The organism is Companilactobacillus furfuricola, from assembly GCF_003946325.1.
GTDB classification, from domain to species: domain Bacteria; phylum Bacillota; class Bacilli; order Lactobacillales; family Lactobacillaceae; genus Companilactobacillus; species Companilactobacillus furfuricola.
Genome location: NZ_RHNT01000004.1, coordinates 64,867 through 85,537, shown reverse-complemented (window position 1 = coordinate 85,537; position 20,671 = coordinate 64,867). Strand labels below are relative to the sequence as shown.

The following is a 20,671-nucleotide window of genomic DNA, read 5'->3' as shown; positions in this document are numbered from 1 at the left end:
ATAATACAAAGCTTTTAACTATTTTTGCTAACGAGAGGAAAGCTATGAATGATATAGACCAAAAGATTTTAAACTACTTGCAATCTAACGGTAGACTTTCTATCAAAAAATTGAGTGAAGCTCTTTTCATCACTGCCCCTGCAGTTTCACAACGATTGAAGAAACTAGAAGAAAATGGTTACATTAAATCTTACAATGCCCATCTGAATCTCGAAAAATTAGGCTTAAAAATCAAGGCCTTCATCCAACTTGAAGTTAGTCCTGATCAAAAACCACAATTTTACGAATATATTAAATCAATTCCCAATATTATCGAATGCGATTGTATTACTGGCCCCTACTCAATGATCCTGCAAGGTGTTTTTAAATCTACTCAAGACCTTGACGACTTAATCAACGAATTGCATCGCTTTGGAGGAACGAGTACCCAGATCGTTTTTTCAACGCCCATTGAAAATCGGGGATATTATCTCAAGTAAAAAAGAGCCTTTGGATAAAAAATTTCCAAAGGCTCTTTTGATGTTTAATTTTAATATTTGGACTATGCCTGCGATCTGTTGCTAGATTTTCACTCGTTGTTTGAGTCAGTATCAAGAGTTCGACACGCGATCTAGCTTACCTTGATGGTGGAAACAAGCTTAAGGCAATTGTGACCTTATATAATCACTTGTAAGCGTAAAACAGCTGGTTACCTATTTCGGACGCCAAGCGTTGATCCTAAACAACCGATGCCTTACTTTGGCTTGCTATTTTCGATTGGTCTTTTCTAAGTTTAATTTAGAATCAAACTCATAGATCAAAGGTTCTCCATTGGCGACTTCAATGCCATCGATCTCTTTGTCACCAATATTTTCCAAGTATTTGATCATAGCTCTGATAGTGCTTCCGTGAGCAACTACTAGTTGATTTTTGCCGTCCAGCAATTCTGGGACGATGTGGTCGACATAGTACGGTATGATCCGTGGATAAGCTGCAAATAAGCTTTCAGAGTACGGCATAGCTTTTGGATCTACTAGGAGGTAAGGTCCGACTCTTTTGTCGGGTTCTTTAAGCTTTGGTGGGTAAGAATAAAAACTTCTGCGCCAGATCTGAACTTGTTTAGCACCATACTCTTGACGAGTAACATCTTTATTTTGTCCCCTGAGAGCTCCGTAGTGGCGTTCATTTAACTGCCAGGCTTTAGTGATAGGCAAGTAGTTTAAATTCAAATCATCCTGAATTATGTACGCTGAGCTAATTGCCCGTTTCAAAACGGAAGTCCAAACATGATCAAGTGGGATACCTTTGATCTTGTCCGCAGTCTGATGCGTTTGCTCGATCCCTTTTTGTGTCAAAGGTACATCATTCCAACCAGTGTATTCATTTTCAGCATTAGCAACACTTTCACCGTGTCTAACTAAAATCAATTTAACCATTAAATAATTCCTACTCTTCGTAAATAAATTAATGTTAACAATATTATCACTAATTTAATGTCAGTTTAAGGGGCTTACTTCAGATCGACGCCATAAAATTGTTCAGCGGCTTCTAAGGCTTTGCCGCCATAAACAACCGCAGGACCACCGTTCATCATGATGGCAACGTTAACTACTTCGACGATCTCATCGATAGTAGCTCCGTCTTCTTTAGCAGAAGCCAAATGGCTAGTAATACAACCATCACATTGTTTAGAAATAGCGATAGCTAGTGAGATCAATTCTTTATTCTTTTTCGAAATGGCACCAGGTTCCATTGCATCGGTATGCATCTTAAAATAGTCCATACCGACCTTCTTAGTTTGTTTTTGTAGACGTGCGGTGTTTCCCTTTGCGTGCTTCAAAAATTCCTTATAATCTGTTTCTGCCATGTTTCTCCCTCATTCCTAATAAATTAATGGTTCTTTCAATCCTCTCGTACATTCAGCCTGCAACGTAACGTGAGAAACGTGAAACTGCTCTTTCAAAATCTTTTCGACTTGGCGATAAATAGTTTCTAACTCAGCCATCGTGCAATTCTTAGTAACGTTAATGTGGGCATCAAAAATAATATAATTTTCATCGATCATCCAGTCGTGGATATGATGAATGCCAACCACATCGGGAACTGTCAATACTGCTTTTTTGACCTCGTTCAAATCAATATCAGGGCTAGCTTCCATTAAAATATTGACCGTCTCTTTCACTACGTTATATGCCTCTTTAGACAACCAGACTGCAATAATAATTGTAATCAAAGGATCGACCCAATACCACTGAAATAACGTGACAAAAATCGAGGCAACGAATACACCAACAGAACTCAGCGTATCAGACATCATATGTAAAAAAGTCGCTTTGATATTGAGATTATTTTTCGAACCTGACCACAAAGCGATCATAGAGATCAAATTAGCTGCCAGACCGATCAATGAAACGATCATCATCAATGATCCATTGATGTGTTGTGGCGTATGAAATCTTCTCAAAGACTCAATGACCATAAAAATCGTGATAACTATCAAAATGCTCGAATTAACAAATGCTGCTAAAATTTCCGCCCGCTTGTAACCAAAAGTTTTCGAAACATCGTTTCTTCGACGACCGATAACATTGCAAATGTAAGAGATAAAAATCGACAGTGAGTCTTCTAAATTATGCACTGCATCAGATAAAAGCCCCAAACTGCCGGACACGATCCCTCCGATAAATTCAGCAATAGTAATAATGATATTTAAAGTAGTAACTGCGAAAAATCTTTTCCCTGAGATATTTTTTTCTTTCATAACGGTAGCCCTCTTTGACTCTATCTTAACAAAGTTGGATACGGTTACGTCATTTTTTGTATGAAAAAAGCAGGCCTTGGTTGGCCTGCTTAATTTGGTATTTATATTTTGTTGTTTTTTCACCTTGATGGTGATCGTCGTGTGGTTTGGTTTAGTTCCGTCTTGATCGTTTGTGGTTAAAGTACTTTTGTCTGATGATTAACGTGTTTAGTTTGTTTAATTAGTGCAAACTTATTAACTTTGGTTGATAAACTTTCGTTGTTTTAGACCAAATTCTTACGTTTGTTTTCAAACTTTTATTGTTTTGGAACCAAATCGCTTAACCTTGTTGCCAAACTTTCGTTGTTTTGGAACCAAAACTCTTACCTTTGTTGCCAAACGTTCATTGTTTTGGAACCAAACCTTTTACATTTGTTGCCAAACGTTGCCCGCTTTATAGTGGAAACGAGCTCCAGGGCACAGCGGCCTCCGCTTTACAAACTGTCCGCGAGCACCGCTTCGCGGTACTCTTTGTGCGGACAGTCCGTAAATGCTCAGTAGCTGAACGTGCCCTTCCGCTCTCTTATTTTGTGGGTTTGGCTACGACTTTTATTGGATGGGCGATATCAATCGATTCTGAGAATTGATTTGTGATATAGTTCATCATGCCATCACGTGCTTCTTTCTTTGATACGTTATGGCAAATGCGCTTCTTAGCAATGCGCTGGCCTTTCTTATCTAAAAATTGACATGTGACTTCGTAGTCGCCATGATTACCAAAAAACAACATCTTCGTTACCCCCTCTTAAAATGATTAAAAACACCCCTGATGTTTCAACCAGATATTTATACCACTTTTAAAATAACTGTTCAATACTTTTGACTGCTTTTTGAGAAAAAAGATTTGTCAACTTTTAGATAATAAATTTGAAGAAAGAAATATGATAATATTGTAAATATAGAGTTATCATTAAAGGGTATATACACATAGCCAATCGGGGGAATTTCATGGATAATCAAAAGCCTAATATGACGCGTAGTCAGTACCGTAAAGCTCATAAGCCGTATTACAAAAAAGCTCCTTTCATCATCACTCTTATTGTTATCATCTTGGCTATTATTGCCGGTATCATTTATTGGGGCGTCAGCAGTTCTCATAAGGATGAACCTAAACAAAGTTCAGATAATGTTGAGAACGTGCAATCCGATAAATCAGCTGATGATTCTCTAACGAAGTCAGCTGCCAGCCAAAGTGTTAACAAAGATGGCGACAAAGCTAACAGCGGTGATAATAAGTCTGATAAAAAGAAGCGGACTTACAGTAATACTGGATCTTACAATAATCTAGATTATAAATCGGACGATTTTGAATTTAAGCTTTCAAATGATGTCCGTCTTGTTAAAGATGCAAATGGCGATTCAGCATTACTAGTCAAATATACTTACACTAACAAGACAGATTCCAATAAAGTTGCCCAACAAGTACAAGCTGAGAATATGATCTTGAAACAAGGCGACCAAGTCCTTAGCCCTACCGGAGGCGATGGTGATTATTCTGAAACGGTTAATAAATCAAACTTGAATGAGGTCAAACCTGGTGAATCATTTGACGGTGCTTTATTAGTTAAAGTCAATGATCCAAACGCCGATGTCAACATGTACTTCAAGAACATCGAAACTAAACAAGATCTCAATACAATGCAACCATTCAAATTATCATAATTTAAAGTACGTAAAAAATCCTGACATTTCTTTGAAGTGTCAGGATTTTTTGTACTATTTCATTCTTTAGCCCAGAAATCGATGCGTTGATCTGGATCGATCCACATGCCATCACTTGGTTTAACACCATAAGTTTTGGCAAACTGGTCATTGTTTTGAAGCGAGACATCAACTCTGACTGGGAATGGTGAATGTGGGTCAGTTGCCAAGGCCATTTCACGATCAAGTAATGCTTGAGCGTCATCTTTAGCAAAATAATATTTGTAGTGATTAACTTTTGCATACGATTTGAAAAATTGATCCCAATTAGTCGTATTAGTTAATTTCAAGGCTTTTTCTGCTACATCTAAGCCAGCATTATCAGCTAAATTCTCATCCGCTGTCAATTGACCACTGATCGAAACATTATGGAAATCAATATTGTCGTAAGCTTTGACAATTTGTTGATACTTGGCATCGTACTGTTCCTTGTCAGCTGCAGACCACCAATTGTTGAAGAGACCATCTTTATCAAAAAGCGATCCGGTGCTATCGAAAGCATGACTCAATTCGTGACCAATAATAGTACCTAGTCCACCATAGTTTTGGGAATCAGTCGCATTAATATCAAAAAATGGTGCTTGAATGATACCTGTCCCAATATACATAGCATTGCGGCTTCTCACATATTGAGCGTTAGTATTCAAGCTATTTAAAACACCCCATTCGGTGCGATCGACTGGTTTTTGATAGTTAGAAAACTGTGCATAATTCTTAGCATCAACGATGTTTCGATAAATCTGATAAAAATCACTATCATCGTTAATATCAACTTGATTGTAATATGAATATGATTGAGTAGGATACCCAATGTTCATTGTCATATCGTCTAATTTTTCAAGAGCAGCTTTTTTCGTTGCACCGTCGAGCCAACTATTCGATATTTCTTCTTTGTACGCTGATCTGATATTTTCAGCCATGTTGGTAACAGCATTTTTAGTCTCAGTTGGCAATAAAACATCACCAAAATACTTGCTGAATGCATCAGAAAAAGCATCTTTGGTCAAGTAGTAAGCCATGCGCTTGTTGAATTGAGCTTTCGTTTCCCCTTCGATTGTTGGGAAGTTGTTTTGCAGTTTAGCAATATAATTGGATGTATCAGCAACGTAATTTGCGATCATCCAAGCTTTCATCTCCGCAAAATTTTCGTCTATCATGATTTCATTGATATTATTATAAAAACTTGGCGTCATTTCATAGACATATCCAGGCGTCATTCCAACTAATTGGTTAACGAAATGATCCATGTCGATAAACACTGGCATATTAGAAAAATTGACGTAGTTAACTGGTAGATAGTTAGTTTGGCGATGGATACCGACATCTTGATAACCATTTTGATAGCCATCAGTCTTAATATCAGCTGCTGATTGATTTTTGACAAGGATCTCATCAAATTTCGACGCATTGATCATGATACCTTGGATCGTTGACCAAGGCACACCCGCGTTATTTAAGGCGGAACCAATAATATCTTGTGTCTGTGAATGTCCGTTGCTAGTTTGGCCCTCTTCGTCGAGCAAAATTGGTGAAGCACCATAGAAATATAAGGCACGCAATTCGGGATTGCGTTGATCGATATCAACTTTAACGCCGATCGGTAAGGTGACCCCTTCTTGCATCAGTTCGTCCATGTGCTTACTAAAATCACTAAGATCTTGCAGGCTGTCGATCTGGTCGATTACCTTCCTTAATCCTGAAAAAGCATCTTTAGAAACATCAGTCATATTTGAATAATTCTTGCTCAAATACAAGTTGTAAAAATCAAGAGCTTTTTGCATCGTCTTATCTTTAGTGCCTATCGTTCCATCTACATAGCTCTCAAACTTATCTTGGACTTGTTGATCAATTTGTGCCTGAGCCGTTGGAATAGAACCAGCATCAGCTTTGGTAGAATCCACATCAGTACTCTGCAGCCACTTGTGATTAACATAATCGTAGTAATCATTTTGTGGCTTAAATTGATTAGTTCCTGACTGAGCAATATTCTCATCATTTGAGGAAACGTTAGTTGCAGTAGTTTCACGAGCAGACGTTTGCGAAGCTGCTGATTGAGTCGTAGCAACATTGTCATTGACCTCGTCAGTCGACTTAAAGCCATTATAAAGAGGCACAGCCTGCTTTTCTGACTTAGCTGCAGAATCATTAGTTGTATTAGCATCATTAGTCTCATCAGCTTTGACAGTTTGACTAGTGATCGAAGCACCTAGTAACACAGCAGTAAACATCGTTGCTTTGAGTAATTGGTTTTGGATTTTCATAGCATTTCCCCCATTACTCATATTTTCAACCATATCTCACAAATTAGCAATATATCAGTAATAAAAATAATAATAAATTTAGATTTTATTTTGAGTAAAAATTCGAGTTATCTCTAGGTCCAATTACGACTGATCAACTTTGACCACTTTACGTAAAAAATCAGTAATTTGTTGCAAATCAGTTTGTGAATAATCTTTCGCCAAGTCGTTTAATTTAGCTTGACGTTTTTCATCGGTCGACTTCTTGATAGCCAAAATTTTCTGGCCAGTTTCAGTTAGATCCAATAACCACTCTTTATTATTTAACTCCGTTTTATGGCGAGTGATCAATTGTAATTTTTCCAAATTAGCGGTGATCCGAGAAGTAGATGCTTGCGATACTGCCAGTAATTGTGGCAATTCTTTAAGGGATACCTCAGTGTTAATTTCAAATAGCCCAATAACCTGGAGTTCTTTGGGCTGCATGTCAGCGATAATTGTTTTTAATTGTTGATCATCAGTCGCTGCTTCGACTTGCTTGATTTGCTGGTTGATCCTTTGATTATTTGAAACGTATAAATTTAACAAGTTTAAAATTTCATTCATCATATTTATTCACCTGAATATATTTTTACATATTATTTTTGGGATATAAAATATTTTGATTTTATTTTTTGATTAGAATTGTTGATGGATTTTTTGTTGTTAATGATTGTTTATATGGGTGGTATTTTGATTGGACGTTCAATGCCGGTTCCGGGGCGGGGCGCTATATGGGATTGGAACGCTGTGGACGTCGATTTGAGCTTATTCGGGAAGACCACCCGAACAATCTCAAATACGAGTCTTCCTCTAAGCTCCTTCGTCGCCAAGAGGAATTTCACAGCTGAACCCATATAGCGCCCCGCCCCTCCACCTAGGTTGGTAATCGATATCCTTCTCTTGTTTGAGTTTTACCGACTAGATCCACAAATTGGCACTTCTTTCTGCCCTATTTTGCACTTGTCTATCTCAAAACTCTTCCGAGTTGTAAAGTCAAAACCATTGAGTCTAGGACTTACATGCATGAATTTCTACGAAAAATAATTCAGCACTCATATATTTGCACAACCTTATTCAGGAATTGAACTTTTGTTTCTGTTTTTTGTTTTTGTTTTGGTTTTGATCTTGCCAACAATGGTAGAAAACTAAGATAGACATGTGAGAAATAGGACGCGCACAAAGTGCCAATTTGTACAAAATAAATCGGTAAAACTCTACCCGGGGGGAGATTATAACTCCATCTAGACGGAGGGGCCCGGGGATACAGACCTCAGTACCCAAATTCCTCTTGGCGACGAAGGAGCTTAGAGGAAGACCGAGTTTTGAGATGCCTGGGCGAACTTCCCAGGTAGCTCAAAATCGCGTCGGGTACGTTCCAGCGTCTGTATCCCCGGGCCCCGGAGTCGGCATTGAACGTACCAAACAAACTAACAAAACGTGCTCCAAGCAAAACGCCTCTGTCTGCCATAGCTCTATTCTATATTGGAAAACCTATTGCAAAATAAAAAAGGCCCCATGGCCTTTTCTTTCATACTAATTAAACTAATGTATCCCTGATCAGCTCATAAGCCTTATTGTCAGGAACTTCGCGAATTGTATACTGACTTGTGATCTCGTCTTGCAACTTACTACGCTTTTTCATATTCTTGCTAGACATAGCTAACTTCATTCGACGATATAGATCATTAAACGCACGTTGTCTACTATCGCTAAAACGTTGTTGATCATTAGCCTTAGTCTTGTCTAACGCTTCTTTGCAAATATCAAAAGCTTGATCAGTTACTTGTAAATTATTAACTTTAGCGGAAATTGCTTGGTGCAATGTTTGCTCATCACTAACTTGTAAATTAATCATAGTAGACACTCCTAATCAATTTTTATATATTATTACATAAAAATTTGTGTAAACATGCTCACTTATTGTAAAGAAGTTTTTTAATATTTCGCTGTTTACAATTAAATTATAAGATATTTAGTTAAACTAAACAATATAAACGGTTCCCATGAAAGCGCATACTTTAAAGGTTTTTTCAGTTTTTGGAGTTCATCTAAGAATATGTTAATTTTTCTAATTTAATTAGAAATAATTAATGTTAATCGTGGATTGAGAAGTCACGATCAGTCTTAGAAAACTGCGCCATTTTCTATGTTAGTTTCACCTAACTTTTTGTCCTTTTTTGAAAAACATTTTTTTAAAAATTACGCTTTCACAAGTGAAAACGCCGAAATACCACTCTTTATATGGCCTTTTGATCAAAATTCTAAAAATTGGTATTTAATTATTTTTTGAACATACAATAAGGCAATTTAAAAGAAAGGTGGTGTTATATATGGATCTGTTTCGAAAGAAGGAAATCAGCACCTTGTTGGCGCATCAATCTCCTCTTAAACGAACTCTCCATACTTGGGACTTGATCTTCCTTGGTATTGGGGACATTATCGGTACTGGTATTTTTGTTTTAACTGGTAAAGGTGCTTTGACTACTGGACCGTCACTTTCATTATCATTCTTTATTGCAGCGGTTTGTTGTGGGTTCGCTGGTCTTTGTTACGCTGAGTTCGCATCGATGGCTCCGGTTTCCGGTTCTGCTTATACTTATTCATATATATCATTTGGTGAAATTGTTGCATTTATTATTGGATGGGATCTAATTTTGGAATATGCTCTCGGGGCGGCTACTGTTGCTGCTGGTTGGTCAGGTTACTTTACCAACTTTATTTCAGGATTTGGCATCCACATCCCTACGTTTTTAACGGCTGCTCCCGGGACTACTCCTGGTGTGACAACTTACTTTAATTTACCGGGATTTTTGATTATTTTATTTATCACGACTGTTGTTGCCATGGGGATCAACCAAACAAAGCATCTCAATGACACGATGGTTATTATTAAATTAGCCGTTATCTTGCTATTTTTAGCTTGTACCGTTTGGTTCATCAAAGCTGGTAACTGGCGTCCATTCACACCTTATGGCTGGTATACCTTCCATAAGGGCGTTGCCTCTGGCGTTATCCCAGCAGCATCTATTTGTTTCTTCTCCTTCATTGGATTTGACTCAGTTTCTTCAAGTGCTGAGGAAACTGTAAATCCTAGCAAGACGTTGCCAAAAGGAATCATGTTTTCACTTGTTATCGCAACCGTCTTATACATTGCCATGTCATTGACCATGACCGGCGTTGTTAAATATACCGTCTTTGCAAAATATCTCGATGCGCCTATCTTGGCAGTATTGCATACTACTGGTCAAAGTTGGTTGGCAATGATCGTCAGCCTGGGTGCTATCCTTGGTATGACCACCGTTATTTTAGTCCAAATCTATGGACAATCACTGATCACATACTCGATGTCACGTGACGGATTATTCCCAGAATTCTTTGGCCACGTAAGTCTTCGTCATCAAACTCATTACAAAGGAACTTGGTTCTTCGGCATCATCACATCGATAGCTGCTGGCTTCATCAATTTAAACATCTTATCCGAACTAGTAAATATCGGTACTCTGACCGCCTTCATCCTCGTTTCAGCTGGGGTCATGTGGATGAGAAAGTCTCATCCGGAAATCGAGCGTGGTTTTAAAGCCCCAGGTGTCCCAGTAACACCATTAATAGCGATCGCATTTTGTCTATTACTGATTGCCGGATTAAATTGGGAAACTTGGCTTCGGTTTGGCATCTGGTTCGTGATCGGACTTTGTGTTTACTTTGGTTATGGTCGTAAGCATTCTAAAATGAATAATGAATAATATTAAAGCACAGCTGATTTTGAATTGTCAGCTGTGCTTTTTTGATCCCACTTGGCGTGAGGTGTTTAATCTACTGGTTGAAAAAATAAGAGATAATTAAAAATACGATTCCTCCTACTAAGGCCCCGATCCCAATAATAGCGTAGTTCCATAGTCCTAAGACCCCAAAGAGGATCAGCAAGATCCCGATGAATGGATGGCGGAAAATAAAGCCTACTGTCTTAAATAATAGCCAAAGGATCACGAATACTGCTACTAAAATTGCTATTAATAGTGGTAGGCTACTCGTATTTGCAGCTAATAGTGTCATTTTATTCTCTCCTTTAAATTGAAGTATAGCATTTAATTTTAAATTTTCTGTGAACTATCTTGTATGGAATGTTGGCCGTATTTGACACAACAGGTTTTCAATGGTAATTTTTTTATGACTTATGTAAATTTAATGGCATGATGCCTGATAATTTTTTGTGGGATTATTTTTTTAGGGAGAAACACAATGAGTAAAATTGCTATTGTAACCGACAGTACTTCTAGTCTAAGCCAAGAAGAGCTGCAAGCGATGGGGAACGCTTTTATGGTTCATTTTGAAGTTCAATTAAATGGGAAATTTTATCACGAAGGCGTTGATATTTCCGATGCTCAGTTTTATCAAGAACTAGCAACGACTAAGGACTTTCCTACAACTGCTCCACCTTCTATTCAAGAGATGTTCGACTTTTACGATTCCGTTGTTGCTAAGGGATATGATGAGATCATCAGTATCCACATTACTAGCGGTATTACAGGATTTTGTAATAATTTAGCAGCTGCCTTGCCAGAATATACTAAGGCCAAGATCCACTTAGTCGATTCATTCTTGTCGATCCAACCGATGGCTTACTTAGTAAAATATGCTGCTAAATTGGCAAATGATGGTGCCAGTGTAGAAGAGATCTTGGACAAAGTGGACCGTCAAAAGAAAACGATCGGTGAATATTTTGTGGTCGATGACCTAAAGAATTTAGTTCACGGCGGTCGTCTGACCAATGCCGCGGCATTTACGGGCGGCTTACTGCGGATCAAACCCATTTTGACAATGATGAATGATGATCACAAAATCGTTGCTACCGACAAGATCCGTACCATGAAAAGAGCCTTACACTTTATCGAAGACGAATTCGAAACAATTCGTCAAAAGAAAGGCTATCCAGTCAGGATTTTCCTCACTGGTACTAACAATCTGGATGCTATGGCCAAATGGCAAGAACATATCCAGGAAAAATACCCTGAACTAGTTGTTGAAACCGGTCAAATTGGACCTGTCATCGGGGCTCACTTAGGTACAAACGCCTTTGTTCTAGGTTGGTCTGCAGAAGTACTAAAAAATAAATAAAGAGTGTTAAAAAGCTGCGTAGCTGCTGAAACACTGTAGTCAATAAAAAAAAAAATCGAGCCTATTACTAGGCCCGATTTTTTTAATTGTTAAATTTTTCAATTAACTCATTTACTTGATCTTCAACTGCTTCATCATTTTGACGATTAAAATCTTGATCCAACTCGCCCTTTTCTTCACGAGTTTGATAAAGATCATTTAGTGTTGGATCGGCAATAATATAATCTTGTTGGTCCAAGCTCATGTGCGAAAAGCGATGTAAAAATTCTGGGTAAACAGTTAAAAAATTATTCTTTGTTAATTTACTAGTTGCTTGATTGTTTTTTACCATGTAATCCTCCACTATTAAACCAATTGTGAACATTTTAGCATACAAGTGAACAACTATCACTAACATAATCCTGACCTTCGCTCGTATATCCTTTGTTAGCAAGTTTAACGATTTTTATTTCAGCAAAAAAATGACAATGTTCACAAAGTGAACATTGCCATCTTTCTTAAAATCGGAAATGAATTTTTAAACTGTTTTTGTAGAAATTTTGCTAATAGCAGCTAATAATTTTTCGATATTTTGGTGATAAACTTCGCCAATATTACCAATTCTAAAAGTTGGAACCATAGAGATCTTGCCGGGATAAATTACAAAGCCAGCTTGTTTTAGCTCTTGATAAAATTGTGGGAAATCGAAGCTTTCACTAGGATATCTAAAAGATGTAATTATTGGTGATTGCCATTGTGGATCGATCAGCTGTTTAAAGCCTAACTTATCCATTCCGGCAGATAGCTGTGCCTGGTTTTCACGATAACGCATGTAGCGCTTCTCTACTCCACCTTCAACTTCTAATTCAGTCAAAGCTTGTGCAAAAGCATGCACTACGTGAGTTGGCGAAGTAAAACGCCACTTACCAGGATCTTTCTCCATGGCAGCATATAGATCATACAAATCCAGGGATAGGGTTCTGGCATTGCCACGACTGCCATTTAAAATAACTTTATTAGCAATTACAAAGGCAAATCCAGGCACACCTTGAATACATTTGTTAGTACTACTGATCAAGAAATCGATCTTAAGATCTTCTACACTGATGGGAATACACCGAAACTACTCATGGCATCAACAATTGTAATTATTCCTTGAGATTTGACCCAAGGAATAATATCCTCGATCGGATTCAAAATACCAGTAGTGGTTTCACAGTGGATCATTGCAAAATGGGTGATCTCCGGATGCGCTTCGATCTCAGCACGGACTAACTCTTTAGTAACAGGTTGTTGCTCATCAACTTCTAAGTCAACGTGATCAATGCCGTAGACATCAGCCATTTGGCCAATTCTTTGGCCATAAGCTCCATTCATTGCGATCAATAATGTGCCATTGCTAGGAATGACAGAACTAATTACTGATTCAACACCGTAGGCACCGCTACCTTGGATGGGAACAGCTGCATAGTTTTCAGGATTTACTTGAGCGATTTTTAGTAAGGAGTTTCGGATGGATTGAGTGATGTGTTTGTATTCATCATCCCAAGTACAATAATCCTTTTCCATAGCTTTTTTAACTGTATCACTAGTAGTTAGTGGTCCTGGTGTTAATAATAAGTATTCGTTTTCCATTACTCTACATTTCCTTTAGTTGATTTAAACTTTTGATGACTTCTGGCAATTCTGACAAATTATTAATGATGAAATCTGCCCCAGCGTTGATAAATTGTTGTCTTACCAATTCACATGCTTCTATTCTGGCTTCTTCTGAAAGTGCTTGATATTCACTTTCAGTCATCCCCATCAAACTGCTTCCTTCTACAATACCGATCGTCTTTACTTTGGCATTTTTACCTTCTTCAATATCGACGATCGTATCGCCGATATTGATGGCATTTTCAGGAGCAGAGATAGCAAATTCTGTCAGGATCTTATTGATCATATCTGGATAAGGCCGACCATGATTTTCCACATCTGCTGACGTCAAAATCATTTCTGGGCGATAACCAAGTTTGGCTGCACCAGTTGCGACTGCCTCCATCATCTTAGGAGTATATCCAGTAGTTGTTGCAATTTTGATATCTTGTTGCTGCAAGTAATCAATTGCATCGAGCAAGTATGGCTTTAATTCTGTTTTCTTAACTAAATGAGCCATTAATGCAGATTCAAATAAGTCATATAGTTCATCGTGATCCGCTTCAGTAGGTAAATGCTGATATTCTTCTTCAAATTGTTGAACGATCTCAGGCAATTCCAACATCTTCCAAATATGGTCAGATTTCGACATCCCCATGAATTGGCGGATCTGTGAATCACTAGGGTAGATCTTCTTAGTATTAAAAGCGGCACGAAAAGCTTCTACTGGAGCCAAGCTTCCGTAATCAACGGTCGTCCCGGCCCAGTCAAAAATAACGACTTCAATCATAATATAACTCCTTTATTTACCTAAATAGTGTTGTCTTAATTTAACAGCGATGAATTCCAAGATCATTGTCACAACAATGACCATGTAGACGATGTATCCTACCTCGTGGAAGTCAAAACTTAATCCACTAGTAACGAATAACTGATAACCAATACCACCGGCACCAGCGGCAGCACCAACAGCAACAGCATTGGCAAAATTGATCTCCAAGCGAATAAAAGTCCATGAAACTAGGGAAGGAATTATTGTAGGCCAGACAGCTTGGAAAACAATTGTCCAAAATTTACAGCCGGTTACCTTCAGTGCATCGATGATAGCTGGATCAATTTCTTCGATACTTTCCGAATAAGCCTTAGTCAAATAAGCGACACTATGGAAACTTAATCCCAAAATTGCTGCAGTGGGTCCTAATCCAACAGCAATTGAGAAAATCAACGCCCATAAAATTGTTGGGATAGCACGGATTATGGCCATAAGGGCTCTGATGCCGGCTCCCCAATAGGCATTCGTTAAATTACGTGAAGCAATCACAGCAAAGAAAAATCCAAATACTGCACCAATGATCGTTGTTAAAATACCGAGTAGAACACTGATTCCTAAGGATTCCAGTAAAACCATGAATCCATCTGCCCCAGTATTAGGGTGTAAAAACATTTGATCAAAGGTCATCATTAATCCGTGAAACGCTTCAGTCATTTTGACATTTTCAGTATTCAAGTGGGTCAAAGTATAAAGTGTGATCAAAATCAAACTAATAGCAACGGCGTTGATCATCCAAGTCGAAGCGGTTGTCTTGTGCAACTTGATCTTCTCTTTTGGATCTCGTTGAAGAGATGGTTTTGATGCAATTGGCGAGGTGCTTTCGTTTGAAATCATAAGATCACCTTTCTAATTTGATTTGAAAGTGTTTCGAGAGCGATAACAACTATAATGATTGCCAAAACAGTCATCCCTGCTGCATCGAAACGGAAGCTCTTGTAATAAATATCGAAAATAAAGCCGATACCTGTACCAGTTAAAATACCAACTAGGGTTGCATCACGTACATTGTTCTCGATCATGTACAAAATCCAGCTGATCAAACTGGGGATGATCTGTGGGATCACCGCTTGGAAAATAACTTGGAAATAGCTGGCACCAGTAGCTTTTAAAGCCATCATTGCTTCACCAGCTTCGTCCTCGATAATTTCCATAAACGCCCGGATCAGAAATCCGATCGTCATTAACAACAAAGCCAAGAATCCCGTAAAATTGCTTTGTTTAAAAGAGAACAATAAGATCATGGCCCAAGCCACTAAAGGAATATTTCTAAAAAACGATGCGATCCCCCGAACTAAGATCTGCATGAACTTATTGATTCCAGTAACTTTTGATCCGAGGATCGCAAAGAAAATGGCGATGACCGCTGCAACTACGACAGATGCAATCGACATCAAAACTGTATCAAGTAGCTTTGCCATAATCTGCGGCAAATAAGTCATTGAGTTTTGAGTCGGCATAAAATTAACAGCTAACCAGGAAAATGCCTTTGGGATCGACAATGCTCCTTGGATAGTGTCGAATTGTAAAATGAAACACCCGATCGCATAGATCACTGCGACTAGCGCCAATACACCTGATTGGACTAAACGCTTCTTTCCTAAGTAACTTGCTGCAGTAATTTTTGGTTGTTTCATTAGGCAAGCTCCTTCGCAGCTGAAGCGCCGTATAAGGCAGCGATGGCTTCTTGATCTAATTCGTCCGCCTTATCATTAAAAATCATCTGACCGTGACGGATCCCAATAATTTGATCTGCATGTTCCTTAGCTAAATCGATCTGATGCAGATTGGCAATACAAATAATATTGAATTCCTCAGTCAACTGCTTGAGGAGTTTCATAACATTTTGTGCAGATGCTGGATCAAGTGAGGCAATCGGTTCATCACAAAGGATGACCTTAGGATGTTGGATCAAAGCACGGGCGATACCAACACGTTGTTTTTGCCCACCACTTAATTCAGAACATCTTTGAAGCGCAAATTCTGATAAGCCAACTTTATCAAGCAAATCAAGAGCTTCACGCTTCTCCTCTTCGGTATAGCGGCCGATTACGCCTGCAAGTGTAGACTTATACCCGAGTCGACCATGAAGAACATTTTCTAAAACAGTCAATCTTTCAACCAGATTGTAGTTTTGGAAAATCATCCCAATTTGACGGCGTAATTTTCGTAATTCTTTCTTGTTTGCAGAACGAATATCTTCACCATCAAGCAAGATCTCGCCAGCATCATCTTTGATAAGTTGATTGAGACTTCTAAGAATTGTAGTTTTACCTGCCCCGGAGGGACCAATTATCGCTACAAAATTACCTGGATCAATTTTAAAAGAAATGTCAGTCAAAGCTGGTTTATCCTTTTGGTAACTCTTCGCTAAGTTTTTAACTTCCAGCATCGTAATGCCTCCTATTTACTATTTACCGATTAATTCGTGAGTAGGTTTGTACCAGTTGTCGTCAACTTTAAGAAGTTGTGACTTAGGTCCCTTTTTGTGGAACAAGGCAGCTTGTTTTGAGCCATCTTTAGCAAATAATTTAGGATCATTAGCAACTTCGTCTGACGTGAATAGATCAGCGATAGCCTTACGATCTTTTTCGCTAAGTGTCTTTGTATTTACTGCAAGTGGACCATTTTGAACAGGTAGAACGGAGATACTTACAACACTCTTACCACGGAAATCTGTGAATGGTGCGCCTGCATCTTCTCTAACTGTGAACTTAGCACCTGGTTCTGAGTAACTACCAGATGTAACTTTCATAAATGGTGTTAAATCAATATCATCAAATGCTGCAACGTCAACGTCACCCTTCAACAAGTTAACTGCTGAACCTGGATGTGAGTTACCGTAAAGAACTTTTTGGAAGAACTTGCCACTTTCTGAGAAAGCATCTTTATTCTTAAGCTTAAATTCTTTTTGAATTTCGTATGTTGGAACGGCAAAACCTGATGTTGAACTAGCTGAAACAAATGAGATCTTCTTACCCTTAACATTTTCGATGCTGAATTTACCGTCTTTCTTGTAATTGTCAGCTTCTTTTTCTGGAACCATCAAGTATGAACGATAACTAGCACCCTTGAACGTACCATCTGGACCAGATTCTGTTAATAGTGGTTGAACCGCTTTGTTCAAACTGCGTGCTTTGATGTATCCATCAGCACCCATGAAGGCCATTTGAGCTTTACCAGAAGCAATTGCTTCGATAGCAACGTTGTAGTCTGTAGTTGTCTTAATATCAACTTTCTTACCAGTTGCTTTTTCAAGCTTAGCCTTCAATTCATTACGTGAAGCTAAATAGTCTTTAGCAGACTCATTTGGATAAAAAACGATCGATAGCTTCTTGCCATCTGTGCCACTAGCTGAGCTGCTCTTACCTGAACAACCAGCCAATGTTCCACCTAATAAGGCCATTAACATTACCCCTAAGCAAATCGTTAAAAAACGCCCTTTTTTCATAAAAAATATACCAACTTTCCTATAACAATTTTTTAGAACATGTAATAGATTATCAATTGAATGTATATTCATTGTTTATTAAATGTAAAGATTTCAATACATTGTAAAGATTCGTCTTAATAATAGCTTTACATTATATTTACAATTACCAAAACATTTAAATTGATTGAGTTAAAATAAACATAATGATGTTGAGGAGGATTTTTATGAAAGCACTAGTAGTTCCAAGTAAAGAGAGCCGTAATGTTTCACAATTGAAAATAATGGATGTCGCGATCCCAGAGATAACTGATGACGAAATATTGATCAAGTTACACGCCGTGGGACTTAATCCCGTCGACTTTAAATTGGTAGAGGGACATCATCCAGCATGGACTTATCTACATATCTTAGGATTAGATGCCGCTGGTGAGATCGTTAAAATTGGAGCTAACATCAAAAACTTTCAAGTTGGCGATAAAGTTTTTTATCACGGAGATTTATCTAAAAATTGCTGTTTTGCGGAATACGCCAAAGCAAACTATCATTATGTTTCCAAAATTCCGACTGGTGTTTCCTATGAAGATGCTGCTTCAGTTTTATGCAATGGCATGACTGCTTACGCAGCTATACATCGGAAGATGAATTTAACTGGCAAAAAAACAATATTGATCCACGCTGGTGCCGGTGGCGTCGGCAGTATTGCAATTCAATTAGCTAAATTGACTCATTTAAAAGTAATCACAACTGTTTCAACTCATAAAATCGGCTGGGTCAAACAACTCAAGCCCGACTTGATCATCAATTATAAAACCGAAGATACCTCAAAAAAAGTAGCTGAATATACTAACAATGTCGGCGTTGACTTGATAGTAAATACAGTCGGTGTTAATGAAGCTCAAAAAGATCTCACAAGATTAGCTTACAACGGTGCACTCATTACCATCGTTGGTGAACCAAAGCTAGACAATTATGATCTCAGTTCCATGGGACAAAGTGTCTTAAGCGTCAATCTAGGCGGTGCACACCAACAACCTCAAATCGACGACTTGAGCACCATGGCAGCTGATTTGGGACAACTATTAGCTGAGAAAAAATTACAATCGATCATTACTAAAACCATATCGTTCGATCAAATCGCCGACGGACTTCAAGATCTAATCGAACACAAGGTTTCAGGAAAAATAATTGCAACACTGGAATAACTAAAAAATAAGAGAGCGGAAGGCGCTGTCGCCTGGAGCTCGTTTCACGCACAAAATTAAATTGAATAAATAGATATCAACAATTCAAAAACGCAAAGACAATAATAACTAAGTACCGTACCCCCACCAAAACCTAATGATTCTGAAACCAAAGGTTCTGCGGGGGTGGGGAAAATTCGCTGTCAGGTGAGAAATTCCACTTGGCGACGAAAGAGCTTTGTGGAAGACTCGTATATAAGATCGTCGAAGTGCACTTCTTCGAGGAGCTCAGATCGACGTCCACACTGTTCCACAGCGATATTTCAGGAACACTCGTAGAACCGCCAATCAGCGCATCAAAAAAAGTGCGACTAGAAGAATTTTTCTTCCAGTCGCACTTTTTAAATTTAATCTTTATTAACTGCTGTTGAAGTAAGTTGAGGCATCGTTGACGAAATAAATTGTTGAGCGAAGTCATCATCATAGATCCAAGCATTAATTTGTTTCTTCGACAAAATCAATGGCATGCGATCGTGTATCTGGATCATCGATTCATTCGGTTTAGTGGTAAACAAAACACTTTGTGGCGAGCCATCAAACAAGTTATAACACCCCGCAATAAACAAAGTATCTGCTGTCGATCCATAATTAAAGCGAAATTTCTGACGTCCTTTATTCCACTCAAAAAATCCAGTAGTTGGATAAACGCAACGACGTTGTCTGATCGATTGAGCAAACATCGGTTTTTGATAAGCCGTCTCACTACGAGCATTAATAATCGATTGCCCGCTCTTAAAGCCAGGGAATCCCCACTTCATAGTCACCACTCGCACTTGGGTATCACCAGCAACGATCAGAGCAGTCTCATCAGTCGGAAAAATCTCCCCCGTCTTAGGATCAAACCCGTCATCCAAAGCCAACTGATAAATCCGCTCGATCTCAGGATTCTCTTTAGGCTCAAACATAAATCGTCCACACATAACGGCCCCTCCAAACGAAACTAATTAAAATGTAACAGTCTTATCAGCCCATTCTACCATCTCAACACAGTCGATCATAGTAGAAATAGGACAGTGCGTCTTATCATCAAGATGACGAGACATAATGCAAGTACCACAAGCCAATAAAACACCCCCGGCATCTTGGAAGTCAGCTAACTTATCAGAAACATCGAATTCATCATCCTTAATACTCTCGATCTCGACACCTTCACCCATCAAGAAAAGCTTAACCTCATTGCCCTTCCCCAAAGCGGCAATACCAAAACGCAAAGAATTCCAAGCCTTCTCAGCTTCCTTAGTCTCCAAAATAACACCAATTTTCATAAAAAATCCCTCCTAAAAAACTTTGCCGACAAGCTAATAAAAGATTGTGCAACAATTAACTTAATTGTAAAAATTAACCAGAACAAAGTCAATACGAAAAAAATGTGACCGCAACAACTCCTAACAGAAGAACCCTTGAACCAAGGCTTGCCATTTTCAAAAAACATTAAAGCTAAACAACTAAGAATATTCGCTACGAGAGTGTGTAAACAGCACGCGGGTAAAAAGTATCAACATATTCAAATTAAATCAGTATTCTCAACAAAAATAACTGCGAGAGTGCGTTAACAGCACGCGAGCAAGAAAAGGATGAAAAACAGGAATAAATATATTAGTGGTTATATCTTACTAACAATCAAAATATCTGAGATAGACATGTGAGAAATAGGACGCGCAAAAAGTGCCAACT

At 38.4% G+C, this 20,671-nt stretch carries 21 protein-coding genes and 1 pseudogene; 5 read left to right on the top strand and 17 right to left on the bottom strand.

Annotated features, from left to right (window positions below; all coding sequences use genetic code 11):
* Nucleotides 1-44: 44 nt before the first annotated feature.
* On the top strand, nt 45-479 hold the full coding sequence (locus EKM78_RS02755; RefSeq protein ID WP_125769011.1) for an Lrp/AsnC family transcriptional regulator: 435 nt from the start codon (nt 45-47) through the stop codon (nt 477-479).
* Nucleotides 480-746: 267 nt separating this feature from the next.
* On the opposite strand, the gene EKM78_RS02750 is transcribed toward EKM78_RS02755, so the two are convergent.
* The 4 genes from EKM78_RS02750 to EKM78_RS02735 form a co-directional block, all read right to left on the bottom strand.
* Nucleotides 747-1,415: a 2,3-bisphosphoglycerate-dependent phosphoglycerate mutase gene (locus EKM78_RS02750; RefSeq protein WP_125769008.1), complete on the bottom strand. Its 669-nt coding sequence runs from the start codon at nt 1,413-1,415 to the stop codon at nt 747-749.
* Nucleotides 1,416-1,489: 74 nt separating this feature from the next.
* On the bottom strand, nt 1,490-1,846 hold the full coding sequence (locus EKM78_RS02745) for a carboxymuconolactone decarboxylase family protein (protein ID WP_125769005.1): 357 nt from the start codon (nt 1,844-1,846) through the stop codon (nt 1,490-1,492).
* Between the two features lie 15 nt (nt 1,847-1,861).
* Entirely contained in the window at nt 1,862-2,740 is an 879-nt protein-coding gene (locus EKM78_RS02740) for a cation diffusion facilitator family transporter (protein WP_125769002.1), read from the bottom strand.
* A gap of 562 nt (nt 2,741-3,302) precedes the next feature.
* On the bottom strand, nt 3,303-3,509 hold the full coding sequence (locus EKM78_RS02735) for a hypothetical protein (RefSeq protein ID WP_125707073.1): 207 nt from the start codon (nt 3,507-3,509) through the stop codon (nt 3,303-3,305).
* A 218-nt stretch (nt 3,510-3,727) separates the two neighbouring features.
* On the opposite strand from EKM78_RS02735, the gene EKM78_RS02730 reads away from it, so the two are divergent.
* The gene (locus tag EKM78_RS02730; RefSeq protein WP_125768999.1) at nt 3,728-4,441 is read left to right on the top strand and encodes a DUF5067 domain-containing protein; all 714 of its coding nucleotides are present in this window, start codon (nt 3,728-3,730) and stop codon (nt 4,439-4,441) included.
* A 59-nt stretch (nt 4,442-4,500) separates the two neighbouring features.
* Here EKM78_RS02730 and EKM78_RS02725 read toward each other — a convergent pair whose 3' ends face one another.
* From EKM78_RS02725 to EKM78_RS02715, 3 genes are all read right to left on the bottom strand, one after another.
* Nucleotides 4,501-6,741, bottom strand: coding sequence for a M13 family metallopeptidase (locus tag EKM78_RS02725; RefSeq protein ID WP_164507169.1), 2,241 nt, complete (start codon nt 6,739-6,741; stop codon nt 4,501-4,503).
* A 123-nt stretch (nt 6,742-6,864) separates the two neighbouring features.
* The gene (locus tag EKM78_RS02720; RefSeq protein WP_125768993.1) at nt 6,865-7,329 is read right to left on the bottom strand and encodes a MarR family winged helix-turn-helix transcriptional regulator; all 465 of its coding nucleotides are present in this window, start codon (nt 7,327-7,329) and stop codon (nt 6,865-6,867) included.
* A 970-nt stretch (nt 7,330-8,299) separates the two neighbouring features.
* Nucleotides 8,300-8,617 carry a hypothetical protein gene (locus tag EKM78_RS02715; RefSeq protein WP_125768990.1) on the bottom strand — a complete coding sequence of 106 codons (318 nt, stop codon included), beginning with the start codon at nt 8,615-8,617 and terminating at the stop codon, nt 8,300-8,302.
* A gap of 475 nt (nt 8,618-9,092) precedes the next feature.
* Between EKM78_RS02715 and EKM78_RS02710 the strand changes: the two genes are divergently transcribed.
* Nucleotides 9,093-10,505 (top strand): amino acid permease, encoded by a 1,413-nt coding sequence (locus EKM78_RS02710; protein WP_125768987.1) that lies wholly within the window; start codon nt 9,093-9,095, stop codon nt 10,503-10,505.
* A 70-nt stretch (nt 10,506-10,575) separates the two neighbouring features.
* On the opposite strand, the gene EKM78_RS02705 is transcribed toward EKM78_RS02710, so the two are convergent.
* Nucleotides 10,576-10,815, bottom strand: coding sequence for a hypothetical protein (locus EKM78_RS02705; RefSeq protein ID WP_125768984.1), 240 nt, complete (start codon nt 10,813-10,815; stop codon nt 10,576-10,578).
* A gap of 186 nt (nt 10,816-11,001) precedes the next feature.
* Between EKM78_RS02705 and EKM78_RS02700 the strand changes: the two genes are divergently transcribed.
* A complete protein-coding gene (locus EKM78_RS02700) occupies nt 11,002-11,877 on the top strand; it encodes a DegV family protein (protein WP_125768981.1) in 876 nt (291 codons plus the stop codon).
* An 82-nt stretch (nt 11,878-11,959) separates the two neighbouring features.
* On the opposite strand, the gene EKM78_RS02695 is transcribed toward EKM78_RS02700, so the two are convergent.
* From EKM78_RS02695 to EKM78_RS02665, 7 genes and pseudogenes are all read right to left on the bottom strand, one after another.
* Nucleotides 11,960-12,208 (bottom strand): hypothetical protein, encoded by a 249-nt coding sequence (locus EKM78_RS02695; RefSeq protein WP_125768978.1) that lies wholly within the window; start codon nt 12,206-12,208, stop codon nt 11,960-11,962.
* A 186-nt stretch (nt 12,209-12,394) separates the two neighbouring features.
* Nucleotides 12,395-13,491: pseudogene (phnW, locus tag EKM78_RS02690) on the bottom strand (2-aminoethylphosphonate--pyruvate transaminase).
* A gap of 4 nt (nt 13,492-13,495) precedes the next feature.
* Nucleotides 13,496-14,284 (bottom strand): phosphonoacetaldehyde hydrolase, encoded by a 789-nt coding sequence (gene phnX / locus EKM78_RS02685; RefSeq protein ID WP_125768975.1) that lies wholly within the window; start codon nt 14,282-14,284, stop codon nt 13,496-13,498.
* Nucleotides 14,285-14,296: 12 nt separating this feature from the next.
* Complete coding sequence (locus EKM78_RS02680) at nt 14,297-15,160, bottom strand: PhnE/PtxC family ABC transporter permease (RefSeq protein WP_125768972.1); 864 nt, start codon at nt 15,158-15,160, stop codon at nt 14,297-14,299.
* On the bottom strand, nt 15,157-15,960 hold the full coding sequence (locus tag EKM78_RS02675; protein ID WP_125768969.1) for an ABC transporter permease subunit: 804 nt from the start codon (nt 15,958-15,960) through the stop codon (nt 15,157-15,159). Before EKM78_RS02675 ends, EKM78_RS02680 begins: the two co-directional genes overlap by 4 nt.
* Nucleotides 15,960-16,715: a phosphonate ABC transporter ATP-binding protein gene (gene phnC, locus EKM78_RS02670; RefSeq protein ID WP_125768966.1), complete on the bottom strand. Its 756-nt coding sequence runs from the start codon at nt 16,713-16,715 to the stop codon at nt 15,960-15,962. The genes EKM78_RS02675 and phnC overlap by 1 nt, the downstream gene beginning before the upstream one ends.
* Before the next feature lie 18 nt (nt 16,716-16,733).
* The gene (locus EKM78_RS02665; protein WP_125768963.1) at nt 16,734-17,729 is read right to left on the bottom strand and encodes a phosphate/phosphite/phosphonate ABC transporter substrate-binding protein; all 996 of its coding nucleotides are present in this window, start codon (nt 17,727-17,729) and stop codon (nt 16,734-16,736) included.
* Nucleotides 17,730-17,980: 251 nt separating this feature from the next.
* Between EKM78_RS02665 and EKM78_RS02660 the strand changes: the two genes are divergently transcribed.
* Nucleotides 17,981-18,958 carry a zinc-binding dehydrogenase gene (locus EKM78_RS02660; RefSeq protein WP_125768960.1) on the top strand — a complete coding sequence of 326 codons (978 nt, stop codon included), beginning with the start codon at nt 17,981-17,983 and terminating at the stop codon, nt 18,956-18,958.
* A 386-nt stretch (nt 18,959-19,344) separates the two neighbouring features.
* On the opposite strand, the gene EKM78_RS02655 is transcribed toward EKM78_RS02660, so the two are convergent.
* Together EKM78_RS02655 and EKM78_RS02650 are read right to left on the bottom strand one after the other, a co-directional pair.
* Nucleotides 19,345-19,917 (bottom strand): SOS response-associated peptidase family protein, encoded by a 573-nt coding sequence (locus EKM78_RS02655; protein ID WP_125768957.1) that lies wholly within the window; start codon nt 19,915-19,917, stop codon nt 19,345-19,347.
* A gap of 24 nt (nt 19,918-19,941) precedes the next feature.
* Nucleotides 19,942-20,262, bottom strand: coding sequence for a DsrE/DsrF/TusD sulfur relay family protein (locus EKM78_RS02650; RefSeq protein ID WP_125768954.1), 321 nt, complete (start codon nt 20,260-20,262; stop codon nt 19,942-19,944).
* Nucleotides 20,263-20,671: the final 409 nt, after the last annotated feature.